12 protein-coding genes are annotated in these 14,113 nt (G+C 66.6%); 6 read left to right on the top strand and 6 right to left on the bottom strand.

Features of this window, described 5'->3' with window-relative positions; all coding sequences use genetic code 11:
* Nucleotides 1-10: 10 nt before the first annotated feature.
* Nucleotides 11-1,033: a sugar kinase gene (locus U1737_RS03890; protein ID WP_443027089.1), complete on the bottom strand. Its 1,023-nt coding sequence runs from the start codon at nt 1,031-1,033 to the stop codon at nt 11-13.
* A gap of 49 nt (nt 1,034-1,082) precedes the next feature.
* A complete protein-coding gene (locus U1737_RS03885) occupies nt 1,083-3,206 on the bottom strand; it encodes an alpha-glucuronidase family glycosyl hydrolase (protein ID WP_332795701.1) in 2,124 nt (707 codons plus the stop codon).
* Between the two features lie 166 nt (nt 3,207-3,372).
* Here U1737_RS03885 and U1737_RS03880 point away from each other — a divergent pair, with 166 nt between their 5' ends.
* From U1737_RS03880 to U1737_RS03860, 5 genes are read left to right on the top strand one after another with little or no spacing between them, the layout of a single operon-like run.
* Nucleotides 3,373-5,742, top strand: coding sequence for a glycoside hydrolase family 3 N-terminal domain-containing protein (locus U1737_RS03880; protein WP_332796034.1), 2,370 nt, complete (start codon nt 3,373-3,375; stop codon nt 5,740-5,742).
* Between the two features lie 10 nt (nt 5,743-5,752).
* Nucleotides 5,753-6,964 carry a D-mannonate dehydratase ManD gene (gene manD / locus U1737_RS03875; protein ID WP_332795700.1) on the top strand — a complete coding sequence of 404 codons (1,212 nt, stop codon included), beginning with the start codon at nt 5,753-5,755 and terminating at the stop codon, nt 6,962-6,964.
* Nucleotides 6,958-8,244 (top strand): MFS transporter, encoded by a 1,287-nt coding sequence (locus U1737_RS03870; RefSeq protein ID WP_332796033.1) that lies wholly within the window; start codon nt 6,958-6,960, stop codon nt 8,242-8,244. Before manD ends, U1737_RS03870 begins: the two co-directional genes overlap by 7 nt.
* On the top strand, nt 8,241-9,653 hold the full coding sequence (gene uxaC, locus U1737_RS03865) for a glucuronate isomerase (RefSeq protein WP_332795699.1): 1,413 nt from the start codon (nt 8,241-8,243) through the stop codon (nt 9,651-9,653). Before U1737_RS03870 ends, uxaC begins: the two co-directional genes overlap by 4 nt.
* Nucleotides 9,650-11,104: a mannitol dehydrogenase family protein gene (locus U1737_RS03860; protein WP_332795698.1), complete on the top strand. Its 1,455-nt coding sequence runs from the start codon at nt 9,650-9,652 to the stop codon at nt 11,102-11,104. The genes uxaC and U1737_RS03860 overlap by 4 nt, the downstream gene beginning before the upstream one ends.
* 60 nt (nt 11,105-11,164) lie before the next feature.
* On the opposite strand, the gene U1737_RS03855 is transcribed toward U1737_RS03860, so the two are convergent.
* The 3 genes from U1737_RS03855 to U1737_RS03845 form a co-directional block, all read right to left on the bottom strand.
* Nucleotides 11,165-11,422, bottom strand: coding sequence for a hypothetical protein (locus U1737_RS03855; protein ID WP_248521846.1), 258 nt, complete (start codon nt 11,420-11,422; stop codon nt 11,165-11,167).
* Nucleotides 11,423-11,666: 244 nt separating this feature from the next.
* Nucleotides 11,667-12,017, bottom strand: a complete 351-nt coding sequence (locus U1737_RS03850; protein WP_332795697.1) for a hypothetical protein — start codon at nt 12,015-12,017, stop codon at nt 11,667-11,669.
* A gap of 152 nt (nt 12,018-12,169) precedes the next feature.
* On the bottom strand, nt 12,170-12,535 hold the full coding sequence (locus U1737_RS03845; RefSeq protein ID WP_332795696.1) for a DUF4440 domain-containing protein: 366 nt from the start codon (nt 12,533-12,535) through the stop codon (nt 12,170-12,172).
* Between the two features lie 272 nt (nt 12,536-12,807).
* Between U1737_RS03845 and U1737_RS03840 the strand changes: the two genes are divergently transcribed.
* Nucleotides 12,808-13,734, top strand: coding sequence for an L-lactate dehydrogenase (locus tag U1737_RS03840; protein ID WP_332795695.1), 927 nt, complete (start codon nt 12,808-12,810; stop codon nt 13,732-13,734).
* 83 nt (nt 13,735-13,817) lie between these two features.
* Here the strand turns inward: U1737_RS03840 and rpsU are convergent, their stop codons facing one another.
* Nucleotides 13,818-14,018, bottom strand: a complete 201-nt coding sequence (gene rpsU / locus U1737_RS03835) for a 30S ribosomal protein S21 (RefSeq protein ID WP_031393196.1) — start codon at nt 14,016-14,018, stop codon at nt 13,818-13,820.
* Between the last annotated feature and the right edge of the window lie 95 nt (nt 14,019-14,113).

Here is a 14,113-nt window from a genome sequence, read left to right as displayed (position 1 = left end):
GTGGTCGGGCTCAGCGCCGAACGTCGAACCCTCCCTCGCGGAACGTCGCCAGATCGCGCGGCGTGGTCTCGCTCTGGTCGCCCGGTGTGGCATGTTTCAAGACCGCCAGCGCCAGCCCGGTTTGCGCCGCGTGGGCTGCGCCTTCGCCCCCCCCGATGTTAAGCTCGGCGAGAACACCGGCGGCGAAGGCGTCCCCGGTGCCGATCCGGTCGACGATGCCCGAAACTTCGATCGCGTCGGTCTCGATGATGTCGGTCGGCGTGTCGATCCGGGCGCGCAGGACGTTGCATCCGGCGTCGCGGACCTCGCGGGACATGGACGCGATGTGGCGCAGGTTCGGGAACCGGTCGAACGCCGCCAATGCCGCCTCGCGTCGGCCCTGCGGCGTGCTGCCATCGAGCGGACGCCGCAGCAGCAACGCGATGTCGCGGTGATTGCCGAACAACAGATCGGCATGGTCGACGAGCGGAAGAAGGATCGCGGCGGGGTCCGCACACCATCTCGCCCACATGCTCGCGCGGTAATTGCCGTCGAACGACACCGGTACGCCGATCGCGCGTGCGGCGGTCATCGCTGCCAGGCAGATGTCCGCCATCGCGGGACCGATCGCCGGATTGATCCCCGACAGATGCAGCCGCGCCGCGCCGGCCAGCAGCGCCGGCCAGTCATAGGCGGTCGCCGTCCGGGTCGCGAACACGCTGTTCTGACGGTCGTAGACGATCGCCGACGCGCGCAGCCCTGCACCGGGTGCGAGGTAATACAGGCCGAGTCGCCCGTCGCTGCGCGCGATCCGCGATACATCGACGCCGGGCCGGCGGAGCGCATCGATCGCGGCGTCGCCGACGACGTCGTCGGGCACCGCGGAAATGACGCCGCTGCTCCTGCCAAGACGCGCGAGCGCGACGGCGACATTGGCCTCCGCGCCGCCGAAATTCGCGTCCAGCCGAGACTCCCGGAACAAGGGACCGTGCCCCGGCGGGGAGAGCCTGAGCAGCAGTTCACCGAAACACAGTATCGGCCCGTCGGCGCGCATCATCGATCAGCCTTTTGCTTGGCCGCTTCACGTGGAGGCGGCCGGGGAATCATTGCGGGTTTCCGGGAGCATAGGGAAAGCGCTGCGCCTTGTACCACGCCAGATCGTGTGCGGGTGCGGCGGCGCCGGCGGGCAGCGGCAGGCCGTTGACCGACATCCAATAGGCCAGGCTCGCATCGCGCCACCACCGCGCTTCGCGCTCCTGCACCGCCAGATACGTCGCGGTCTTCGCCCAGCGTTCGGCATCGACCTGCGGCTTCAGCGCATCCCATCGCCGGCGCATGTCCGCGACATAGCCGGCGCCGGAATCGTAATCATGGACCATCTCCGCCCATAAGGTCCGCCCCGATCCCATGCGCCGGTCCCAGGAGACGTGGTGAAACCACAGCAGGTCGCGCTCTGGCGTCGTCGCCGGATCGGCGAGCGTGCGGGCGAGGGCAGGGGCGTATTGCGCGACCGCGTTGCTGCCCGTCTTGGTCCGGTCGAAGCCGATCCCGGCCTTGTCGGCACGGTGATAATAGACCGGGTTCCATTCGGGGCGCTTGAGATCGGCCACCCACGGAGCCGGGCCATAATGATGTCCCGTCGCCATGACGTGCGACAGGCCGAGCGGCGTCATGTAGTCCACCACGGCCTCACGCGATCCCATCATCATCGCGACCACCGGATCGACGATCTTGGCAGAGGGGGCAAAGGTCATCGCCGCCCATTCGCGCGCGACCGGTGCGGCGCCGAGCGTCGGATCCCACGCCATCTGCCCAAACGCGTACCAGTTCGCCTGGTTGAACGTCGAGCCCGCCCAGTCGCGGTCGCGGCCGATATTGGCGACCCCCGCCATGCCCGTCAGTGTGTGACCTTCGACCGACCCGTCGACGACGTCCGCAACGGTTTCGCCGGGCGTCTGCATCGTCTTGCTCGCCAGCGTCTCGGCGAACATCGGCCCGAGATAGGCGAGGTGCGTCGCGAAGCCGAGATATTCCTTGGTGATCTGGAATTCGATCATCAGCGGCGTCTTCGGCATCGCCCCGAACAGCGGGTGGAACGGCTCGCGCGGCTGGAAGTCGATCGCGCCGTTCTTGACCTGGACGATGACGTTCTTGGCGAATTTGCCGTCGAGCGGCTTGAACTCGGTATAGGCCTGTTTCGCGCGATCGTCGGGGTCGGTCTCGGCATAGACGAACGCGCGCCACATCACGATCCCACCATGCGGTGCGACCGCCGCGGCGAGCATGTTGGCGCCGTCGGCGTGGCTGCGATGATAGTCGCGCGGGCCGGGCTGGCCCTCGCTGTTGGCCTTGACCAGAAAGCCGCCGAAATCGGGGATGCTGCGATAGATCTCGTCGGTCTTCGCCTTCCACCACGCCGCGACCTGCGGGTCGAGCGGGTCGGCGGTCTTCAAGCCACCGATCTCGATCGGGGCCGAGAAGCGCGCTGAGAGGTACACTTTGATCCCGTACGGGCGAAACACGTCGGCGAGTGCCGCAGCTTTCGCGATATACGGCGCGGTCAGGCTGTCGGCCTTTGCGTTGACGTTGTTGAGGACGGTGCCGTTGATCCCGATCGACGCGTTGGCGCGCGCGTAATCGGTGTAGCGCGGATCGCGGAAGTCGGGGAGCGTCCACCAATCCCACAGCGACACGCCGGCATAGCCGCGCTCGACCACGCCATCCAGATTGTCCCAGTGGTTGAGCACGCGCAGTTTTACGCGCGGCCTCGAAGTCAGGGCGATCCGGTCGAGGCTGCCACCGGTCTGGAGGTGCCGCAGCAGCGCGAAGCTGCCGTACAGGACTCCGCGATCGGTGTTCGCGGTGACGAGGAGTGTGCGGCGACCGCCGATCGTGACCTGTCCGACGCGGTATCCTTCGTCGCCGAGCCCGGCCAGCGGCAAGCGGAGTGCCACGACGTCGCGATCGCTGGCGGTGGCCAGCAGGATCGGCGGCGGGCTCGTCCCGAACAGCCCCACGCCGCGCCGCAATTCTTCCACCGCCACGCGAAGCGTCGGCGTATCGCCGCGCGCGTCGACCGTCGGGGCATTCCGCGCAGGCGTCGCCGCGGGGGCGTGATAGCGCAGCCAGAGGTCGTAGCCGTCTTCGGCCCGCGCCGGTGCGGTCAAACCAATTACCGCGCCGAACAGCAGCGCGAACTTACCGATCCATCGGCCGAATTGCGTCATAATCCTCTCCCGCCGTTCCGCGCCACATTGACAGGATCGCGGATGATCAGCCATGTTATCGCTATCACGACGACGGCTTCGACAGCAATGCCGCGTTTCATATTAGGAGATAATCGTGGCCGATACTGAGACAGCAGGGATCGTAACGACCACGATGCGAGCCGCGATGCCGACCCGGCGCGACCTTTTCGGGTTGCTCGGCTCGGTCTCGATCGTGGGGCTCGTTCCCGGTGTCGCACAGGCCGCGGCGGCGACGCCGGTCTACCGAGACGCCCGTGCGCCGGTCGATCTCCGGGTTCGTGACCTGATGGCGCGGATGACGCTGGAGGAGAAAGTTGGCCAGACCATTTCCTTATGGGCGACCAAGGCGGATGTGATGGTTCCGGGCGGGCTCGATTTCGATCCGACGCGGGCAACCGCGGCGTATCCGGCGGGCTTCGGCCAGATCACGCGGCCGTCCGACAAGCGCGGCGGCCCGTCGATCGCGGTGACGGCCGGTGGGACCGGCGCTGCGTGGCGGGGGTCGGCCTCGACGATCGCGTTCGTCAACGCGGTCCAGCGCTGGGCACGCGGCACGCGGCTCGGCATCCCGGTGATCTTCCACGAGGAATCGCTGCATGGCTACATGGCGCCCGACGCGACGATGTTCCCGCAGGCGATCGGCATGGCCGGTGCGTTCGACCGCGACCTGATGCGGCGCGCGCAGGCGATCATCGGTCGCGAGGTGCGCGCGCATGGCAGCCACCTCTCGCTGTCGCCGGTCGTCGACATCGCGCGCGATCCGCGCTGGGGCCGGATCGAGGAGACGTTCGGCGAGGATCCGTATCTGTGCGGCGAGATGGGAGTCGCCGCGGTCGAGGGGCTGCAGGGCGACAGCACGACGCTGGCACCTGGCAAGGTGTTCGCGACGCTGAAGCACATGACCGGCCACGGCCAGCCCCAGGCGGGCAACAATATCGGCCCGGCACCGATCGGCGAGCGCGAACTGCGCGAGAGCTTCTTCCCGCCGTTCCGCGCGGTCGTGACGCGTACCGGGATCGGCGCGGTGATGCCGTCCTATAACGAGATCGACGGCGTGCCGAGCCATGCGAACCAGTGGCTGCTCGGCGACGTGCTGCGCGGCGAATGGGGCTTTTCGGGCGCGATCGTCAGCGATTACGGCGCGATCGAAGAGCTTGATACGATCCATCACATCGCGCCCAACGTGGCCGGCGCAGCGCGGCTGGCGCTGGAGGCGGGCGTGGACAGCGCGTTGCCGGACGGGATCGCGTTCCGCACATTGCCCGCGCAGGTGCGGGCGGGGACGGTGCCGATCGCGGCGGTCGACGCGGCGTGCGCGCGGATGCTCGCGCTGAAGTTCCGCGCCGGGTTGTTCGAGGAGTCGGCGGTCGATGCCCGCGCAGCCGCTCGCCTGACCGGCAACGCAGAAGCACGCGGCGTAGCGCTGGAGGCGGCGCGCAAATCGATGTGCCTGCTGACCAACGACGGCACCCTGCCGCTCGCGCCCAACGGCAGGATCGCGGTGATCGGACCGAATGCGGCGGTCGCCCGGCTCGGGGGCTATTCCGCGCCTCCGCGCCAGTCGGTGTCGCTGCTTGAAGGCGTGCGCGCGCTGGTCGGCGGCGGCGCGACCATCGTCCATGCGCAGGGCGCGTTCATCACCCAGAGCGAGGACCGGTCGCAGGACGAGGTGCTGCTCGCTGACCCGCAGAAGAACCGCGCGCTGATCGCCGAGGCGGTCGAGGTCGCGCGCGGGGCCGACACGATCATCCTCGCGATCGGCGATACCGAGCAGACCAGCCGCGAGGGCTTCTCCGCGAACCATCTCGGCGATCGCACCACGCTCGACCTGCTCGGCGAGCAGAACGCGCTGTTCGACGCGCTGCACGCGCTGGGCAAGCCGATCGTGATCGCCGCGATCAACGGCCGGCCGCCGAGCTGGCCCAGCGTGATCGCGAAGGCGAACGCGGTCCTCGAATGCTGGTATCCGGGGCAGGAGGGCGGCACGGCGATGGCCGAGGCGCTGTTCGGGCGGATCAATCCGGGCGCCAAGCTGCCCGTCACCGCGGTGCGCGAAGTCGGGCAGGTCCCGTTCTATTACAACCGCAAGCCGTCGACGCAGCGCGGCTATCTGTTCGCGGAGACGGCGCCGCTGTTCCCTTTCGGCCACGGGCTTAGCTACACGCGCTTCGACATCAGCGCACCGCGGCTGTCTGCGGCGAAGATCGGCATCGCCGGCAGCGTCGGGGTCGAGGTCGACGTCGCCAATATCGGGCAACGCGCCGGCGACGAGGTCGTGCAGGTCTATGTCCGCGATCAGGTATCCTCCGTCGCGCGGCCGGTGATGGAGTTGAAGGGGTTCGAACGCGTGACGCTTGCCCCCGGCGAGCGACGGACGTTGCGCTTCACGCTCGGCCCCGACGCGTTCGCTTTGTGGGACGTCGACATGCGCGAGGTCGTCGAGCCGGGCCTGTTCACGATCATGGCCGGGCCAAGTTCGGCACAGCTCAAATCCGCCATCCTCGAAATCGCCTGAAGGACCTGCGATGCCCAAGATCGTTTCCGCCCGCGTCATCGTCACCTGTCCGGGGCGCAATTTCGTCACGCTGAAGATCGAGTGTGACGACGGCACCACCGGGCTCGGCGACGCGACGCTCAACGGCCGCGAGTTGAGCGTCGCGAGTTACCTGACCGATCATGTCGTGCCCTGCCTGATCGGCCGCGATGCGCACCGGATCGAGGACGTCTGGCAGTATCTCTACAAGGGCGCGTATTGGCGGCGTGGTCCTGTGACGATGGCGGCGATCGCCGCGGTCGACACCGCGCTGTGGGACATCAAGGGCAAGCTCGCCGGGATGCCGGTGTACCAGTTGCTCGGCGGCGCGGCGCGCGATGCGTGCATGGTCTATGCACACGCTAACGGTACGACGATCGAGGACACGATCGCGGTCGCCAAGGTCGAGCAGGCGAAGGGCTACAAGGCGATCCGGCTGCAATGCGGCGTGCCGGGGCTCGCCTCGACCTACGGCGTCGCCAAGCACGGCGCGCGCTACGAACCTGCCGACGCCGACCTGCCGAGCGAGAGCGTCTGGTCGACCGAGAAATATCTCCGCGTCGTCCCCGAGCTGTTCAAGGCCGCGCGCGAGGCGATGGGCTGGGACGTTCATTTGCTCCACGATATCCACCACCGGCTGACGCCGATCGAGGCGGGGCGGCTGGGCAAGGCGCTAGAGCCATACAACCTCTTCTGGATCGAGGACCCGACGCCTGCCGAGAACCAGGAGGCGTTCAAGTTGATCCGTCACCATACCACGACGCCGATCGCGGTCGGCGAGGTGTTCAATTCGATCTGGGATGCGAAGGACCTGATCCAGAACCAGCTGATCGACTATATCCGCGCGACCGTCGTGCATGCCGGCGGCATCACGCACCTGCGCCGGATCGCGTCGCTCGCCGACCTGTATCAGGTGCGGACCGGGTGCCACGGCGCGACCGACCTGTCGCCGGTGGCGATGGCCGCCGCGCTCCATTTCGGGCTGTCGGTGCCCAATTTCGGCGTGCAGGAGCATATGCCGCATACCGACGAGACCGATGCGGTCTTCCCGCATGCGTACAGCTTCGACGACGGCATGATGCATCCGGGCGAGGCGCCGGGGCTAGGCGTCGACATCGATGAGGATCTGGCCGCGACCTATGAGTATAAGCGGGCCTATCTCCCGGTTGCGCGTCTCGAGGATGGCACGCTGTGCAATTGGTGACCGGGGCCGCCGCCGCGATCGAGAAGCCGCGCGGGAAAGTCCGCTGGATCGTCTGCGCGCTGCTCTTCGCCGCCGTCGCGCTCAGCTACATCGACCGGCTCGTGCTGCCGGTGCTCAAGCCCGAACTTCAAGCGCGCTACAACTGGAGCGAGCAGGGCTATGCCGATCTCGCGATCGCGTTCCAGGCCGCGTACGGCATCGCCTATGTCCTGTTCGGGCGGTTCGTCGACCGGGTGGGCGCGAAGATCGGCTATGCGGTCGCGGTGACGTTGTGGACCATCGGTCATGTCGCGCACGCGCTGTTCACCAGTGCCGGCATGATGATCTTCGCGCGCATCCCGCTCGCGATCGGCGAGGCCGGGGCGTTCCCGGCCGCACTCGCCGCGGCCAACGAATGGTTTCCGCAACGCGAGCGTGCGCTGGCGATCGGCATCTTCAACGCAGGCTCGAACGTCGGGGCGATCCTCACCCCGTTGATCGTGCCGGTGATCGCGGTGACGTTCGGCTGGCGGATGGCGTTCATCGCGACCGGCGCGCTGACCGTACTCTGGCTGGTCGCCTGGCTCGCTTTCTACCGCACACCGCGCAAGCATCCACGCGTCACGCCTGAGGAACTGGCGTGGATCGAGGCCGATCCCGTGCCCGCCGCCAAGCCGGTCCGCTGGCGCACGCTGCTGCGACTGCGCCAGACCTGGGCGTATATGCTCGGTCGCTTTCTTATCGATCCGGTGTGGTGGACCTTCCTGTTCTGGCTACCCGATTTCTTCAACCGGCAATACGGCGTGAAGATGCTCGATTTCGGGCCGCCGCTGGTCGCTGTGTACGTGCTGGCCGATGTCGGATCGGTCGCGGGCGGCTGGTTCTCGTCGCGGCTGCTGGCGAAGGGGGCGACCCCTAACCGCGCGCGGAAAACGGCGTTGTTCGCCTGCGCACTGTTCGCCCTGCCGATCATCTTCGCCGCGCAGGCGCCCGGACTCTGGTGGGCGGTCGCGGCGATCGGCCTCGCCTGCGCGTGTCACCAAGGCTTCTCCGCCAACGTGTACGCGATCCCCGGCGACCTGTTTCCGCGCGGCATGGGCGGATCGGTGATCGGTCTCGGCGGGCTGGCGGGCGCATTCGGCGGGATGCTGATGGCCAAGTTCGCAGGCACCATTCTGGCCGGCGTCGGCAGCTATGGACCGATCTTCGTGGTCGCCGGGTGCGCCTATTTCGTCGCGTTGCTGGTTATCCACCTGCTCGTCCCGCACTATACCCCCGTCGATCTGGAACGCCTCGCATGACCCATCCGCTACGCCTCCACCCCGATCGCCTGTTCCCCAGCGACGGCCGTACCCGTGACATCGCGCGCGCGCTGCATGCGGGCGTGAAGGACCTGCCGATCGTCAGCCCGCACGGCCATACCGATCCGGCATGGTTCGCGCGGGACGAGGCGTTCAGCGATCCAGCCTCGCTGCTGATCGTCCCCGATCATTATGTGTTTCGGATGCTCTACAGCCAGGGCGTGCCGCTCGACGCGCTCGGCGTGCCGACGGTCGATGGCAGCATGACGGAAACCGATCCGCGGAAAATCTGGCACATCTTCGCGGCGAACTACCCTCTGTTCCGCGGCACGCCGTCGCGGATGTGGCTCGACTGGGTGTTTGCCGAGGCGTTCGGGATCGACGTCCGCCTCGAACCTGCGACCGCCGACCTGTATTACGACACGATCGACGCCGCGCTGAAGACGCCAGCCTTCCGACCGCGCGCGCTGTTCGACCGGTTCGGCATCGAACTGATCGCGACCACCGAAAGCCCGCTCGACCCGCTCGAACACCATGCCGCGATCCGCGCGAGCGACTGGAACGGCCGCGTCGTCACCGCCTATCGCCCCGATCCCGTCGTCGATCCGGAAACGCCGGGCTTCGCCGCCAACGTCCGTCGCTTCGGCGAGACCGCGGGCGAAGATGTCGGCAGCTATGCGGGCTATCTCGCTGCGCACCGCTTCCACCGCGCGCGCTTCCGCGATGCCGGCGCAACCTCGACCGATCACGGCCACCCATCGGCAGCGACCGCAGACCTGACGCCCGCCGAAGCGGAAGCACTTTACGCCCGTGTCATGGCGCAGCCGACCGCCGCGGAGTCCGAACTCTTCCGCGCACAGATGCTGACCGAGATGGCGGCGATGTCGGTCGAGGACGGCATGGTGATGCAACTCCACCCCGCAGTCTCTCGCAGCCACAACGCCTCGGTGCTGGCGCGGTTCGGCCGCGACAAGGGTGGCGACATCCCGCTTCCCGGTGAATTCGTCCGCGCGCTGAAACCACTGCTCGACCGGTTCGGCAACGACCCGGCACTGACGCTGATCCTGTTCACGCTCGACGAGGACACCTACTCCCGCGAACTCGCCCCGCTCGCCGGCCATTATTCGGCGCTGAAGCTCGGCCCGCCCTGGTGGTTTCACGATAGCCCGGAGGGCATGCGCCGCTTCCGCGAGCGCGCGACCGAGACGGCGGGCTTCTACAACACGGTCGGCTTCAATGACGATACGCGCGCCTTTCTCTCGATCCCGGCGCGGCACGACGTCGCGCGCCGGATGGACTGCACGTTCCTCGCCAAGCTCGTCGCGGAACACCGGCTCGAGGAGGACGAAGCGCATGAGGTCGCCCGCGCGCTCGCTTATGATCTGGTCAAACAGGCGTACCGGCTGTGAGGCTGTCTACCGCCACGCTCGACCGGTTGCCCGCCGCCGTCGCGCGGCCGACCTACGACCGGACGCGCGTGACGCGCGGCGTGGTGCATCTCGGGATCGGCGCATTCCACCGCGCGCATCAGGCGGCGGTGTTCGAACAGGCGCTGGCGGCGGGCGATCTGCGCTGGGGCATCACCGGCGTATCGCTGCGATCCGCGGGCGTCCGCGACCAGCTCGCGCCGCAGGGCGGGCTCTACACGCTCGTCGTCCGTGACGGCGAGGGCGAGCGCTTGCAGGTCATCGGCGCGGTCATGGATGTGCTCGTGGCGCCTGAGGATCCGGCGGCGGTGGTTGCCGCGCTGGCGTCGGCCGACACGCATATCGTCACGCTGACGATCACCGAGAAGGGCTATAAGCTCGACCGCGCGACGGGCAGATTGCAGGCCGGCGATGCCGATGTCGCGCACGATCTCGCCTCGCTCGCCGCGCCGCGGACCGCACCCGGGTTCCTCGTCGCCGGGCTCGCGGCGCGCCATGCGGCGGGCACCGGTCCGCTGACGATACTCTCGTGCGACAATCTGCCGCACAACGGTACGCTGTTGCGCGATGCGGTACTGGCGATGGCGGCGGCGCACGACGCGGATCTGCGCGACTGGATCGCCGCCACCGTGACGTTCCCGCAGACGATGGTCGACCGGATCGTGCCCGCGACCACGCCCGCCGATATCGCCGCGTTGGCGGACACGCTGGGGGTCGAGGATCACGCGATGGTGAAGGCGGAGCCGTTCACCCAGTGGGTGATCGAGGATCGCTTCGCCGGCGAACGACCCGATCTGGCGGCGTTCGGCGTGCAACTGACCGATGCGGTGGCGCCGTGGGAGGACGCGAAGCTGCGGCTGCTCAACGGCGCGCATTCGGCCATCGCCTATCTCGGGGGGCTGGCCGGGTTCGATTTCGTTCACGAGGTCGTTGCGCAGCCCCAGGCACGCGCCTTTGTCGAAGCGCTGTGGGACGAGAGCGCGACGACGCTCGATCCCCCCGCCGCGCTCGATATCGCGCAGTACCGTGCGGCGTTGATGGCCCGCTTCGCCAATCCCGCGCTCCAGCATCGCACGCGCCAGATCGCGATGGATGGTTCGCAGAAGTTGCCGCAGAGGCTGTTGGCACCGATCGCGGACCGTCGCGCGGCCGGGCTGCCGGCGGACGCATTGGCGCTGGCGGTTGCCGCCTGGATGCGGTGGCAGTCGGGTATGACGGATTCGGGGGAGGCGTTTACGGTCGAGGATCCGATCAGCGATCGGCTCTGTAACGCGGCCCGTGGTGCGGATACGACGCAGGATCGCGTCGATGCGCTATCGGGGCTGATGTCTTTCCGACCCGATCCCAGCTTGCGCGGTACGGTGATCGCACATTTGGCGACGCTGGAAAGATCCGGTGCTGTATCAGCGATCAACGAGGCGCTGAAGTCTTAGCATCGTCGGTCTGGGGTCGACCCGGGATAAAAAATGGGCCGGAATTACCGGCCCATTCTCTTAGTTGCTGTCGGAATCGTTGTCGTCTTCGTGATCGATGATCAGATATGCAACACCCGCGATAACGCCAGCGCCGATGATCAGCGGAACGATGGTCGAATCCTGAAGACCGGCAAGCTTGCTCGACTTCGTGGTGGCGGTGCCGGTACGAACCGACGATGCAACCGAAAGCGACTGAGCGGCAGGCGCTGCGCTTGCTGCAACCGGAAGAGCCGTCATCGCAACGGCCGAAACGCCGAGAATCCAAGTTTTAATCATAAGTCACACTCTCATGTATCAGCCGGTGCGGCTGCCCCTTCCGAAACGATTTCGAGTCAGATGGGTTCCTGTCGACGACCATAAAGCGGGTTTCGTCCCGACCAAATGTTAGTCAATCCGTAGCGGAATACCCGGAAGCTGCTCTATAAACAAGAAATGATATGCTGCATTGCAACACGCAAAAAACGTGACTGTCATCGCCCCCACTTCACGGTTGCGTGAACCCGGGTAAGGCTATCGCGTCTTAATTCCCGTGATCGGTGAGCCCCGGTTTGGCGGGGTCGATGGCGCCGCTCTCACTACTGGCCCGGTAGCGGACAGTCCATTGCGGGTGGCCGTCCTCGCTCATCACGATGTCCGGGAGCACGACAGGGTCGCTGCCCGTCTCCACCCAGCCTGCGCCATGGCATTCGGCGCATGTCATGCGCTTGCAGCGAAAGCTGACGAGATCGATTTCCGTATTCCATTGCCCACGCCCCCTGCACACGGGGCATACGGCATCGAGCTCGCCGTTCCGTGGCCGGATCGGGATCGTGTCGAGCGCGTAGGGACTGCCGGGACCGTCGCAACGGACGATATTGCTGGCGTGGGGCATGCACTCTACTCGATTCGTTATTGGCGCGGACGGCCGCCAAAGTGGCGTTGAACGGCATGCGACGCGGTCCGCTGCGATCGTCACGAAGGGCGACACGGGCGTGCCCTTCGTGATCGGTCCGCCTTTAGAGCGCCTGTACTAGGCGGCAGCTTTTATACGGCTGGAGTGGTCAGGGCAGGGGTCTGCTGGTGCTGGACCACCCGCCACTCCTCGTGCTCCAGGCGACGCATCGTCGTCGTGCAATACGCGGTATAGCCGTCAGCGTTTTCGCGTTCGGCCTTGGCCTTGTAGGCGATGGCGATGAGGCCCTCCTGCGGGCGCATGATCTGTTTTTCGGTGAACGTGACGGTCGTCCACCGCGGCGTATCGGCCACCGTTTCGATCGCCTGAGCGCCGGTCAGGATGAAAGGATGTTCGGGCAGTACCATCACGCATTCGTCGTCGATCAATGCGTGATACTGCGCGGCATCGCCGGTCCACAGGCTTTCCTCGAAATTCCAAACTCGCGTGTCGTCCATCGTTCGTCTCCTCTGTCGGGGAAGGAGCGTCAGGCGCTTTAAAACGTTCCTCGATACCGCTGAAAACACGATCTATTTCCGCAGGCTATTTTCCGCAGGACGGTGAATGACCCGTAATTTTCCGCAGACTGTGGCGGCTGGCATGCGTCCATGTTGCGATGTGAGGGGTTGCCCAGAGAAGACCCAAACAAGACTATAGCCCAGACAAGACCTGACGATCGGCACTGGCGACCTGGGCGTTTGGCACGATCGCGCGCATATGGAGTTCCCCGATGCCTGTTTCGTCCCGTATCGCGATCGTCGGCGCCGGTAACGTCGGCGCCACCACCGCCTATGCTCTGATGTTGCGCGGACTGGTCGCCGAGATCGTGCTGATCGATACAAATACCGATCGTGCCACCGCGGAGGCGACCGATATCGCCGACGCCAACGCTATCGCGCGGCCCGCGCGGATTTGGGCAGGCGACTATGCCGACACCAGAGATGCTAGCATCCTGGTGATTACCGCCGGAGCGGCCACGGCTGACGGCGAGGCGCGCACCTCGGTTGCCGGTAAGAGTGCCGTCATCGTGCGAGCCTGCGTGGAGGCTGCCATGGCGGCGGGGTTCGAAGGTATCCTGGTCGTCGCATCCAACCCGGCCGACGCCATGGCCCAGGTGGCGCAGACGACTTCGGGTCTGCCGGCGGCGCGGGTGATCGGGACCGGGACGCTACTCGACAGCAATCGCTTCAGAAAGCGCGTCGCGGACCAGCTGGGAATTGCGCCCGGTGCGGTCGAAGGCGTGGTTCTGGGCGAGCATGGCGATAGCGAGGTCATGGCCTATTCCAGCGTTCGCATCGGCGGGCTGGATCTCGACGGCTATCTGGCCGGACAAGCCTTCGATCGCGCAGCCGTTGCCCATGAGGTCGTGCGCGCCGGCTATACGATCAGTCACGGCAAGGGGCATACGTCGTTCGGCGTTGCCACCGCGATCGTTCGGATCTGCGAGGCCATCCACCGTGACGAACGGATCGTCCTGCCGGTATCCGCCATGCTCGATGGCCAGTACGGAATCGATGCAGTGTATCTCAGTCTGCCGTGCCTGATCGGTGCCGCAGGGATCGTCCGGATCCTGACACCCGAACTGGCGGCCGAAGAGGTGACCGCGCTACGGGCGTCCGCCGATGCGCTGCGTCATACGCTGACCGAATGCAAATAGGGCCGAATGCGAATAGGGCCGCACCGATCGACGCAGCCCCGTTCGTCCGTGTTCCGCCGGCGCGAGTCCGTCGGTAGCGACGATTAATTGTCGCGTTCGGCCCGCTTGCGGTCGGCCTTGCGCGCACGGCTCACGGCGGCGGCATGCTCGCGAGCACGCTTTTCCGATGGCTTCTCATAGTGCCGGCGCAGCTTCATCTCGCGGTAGACGCCTTCGCGCTGCAGCTTCTTCTTCAGGGCACGGAGGGCTTGGTCGACATTGTTGTCGCGAACGATGATCTGCATGGAAGAGAGGCTTTCGGCGCGCAATGCGCAAGGATGAGTCGCGATCGCTTTATGATGCGACGCCGTCGAAGCCAAGCCTGGAAATGCATCGCCGC

Origin of the sequence: Sphingomonas fucosidasi, assembly GCF_036663855.1 — a bacterium.
Taxonomy (GTDB): domain Bacteria; phylum Pseudomonadota; class Alphaproteobacteria; order Sphingomonadales; family Sphingomonadaceae; genus Sphingomonas; species Sphingomonas faeni_B.
The sequence above is the reverse complement of the archived record's forward strand: the minus strand, read 5'-3'. Positions and strand labels throughout refer to the sequence as shown.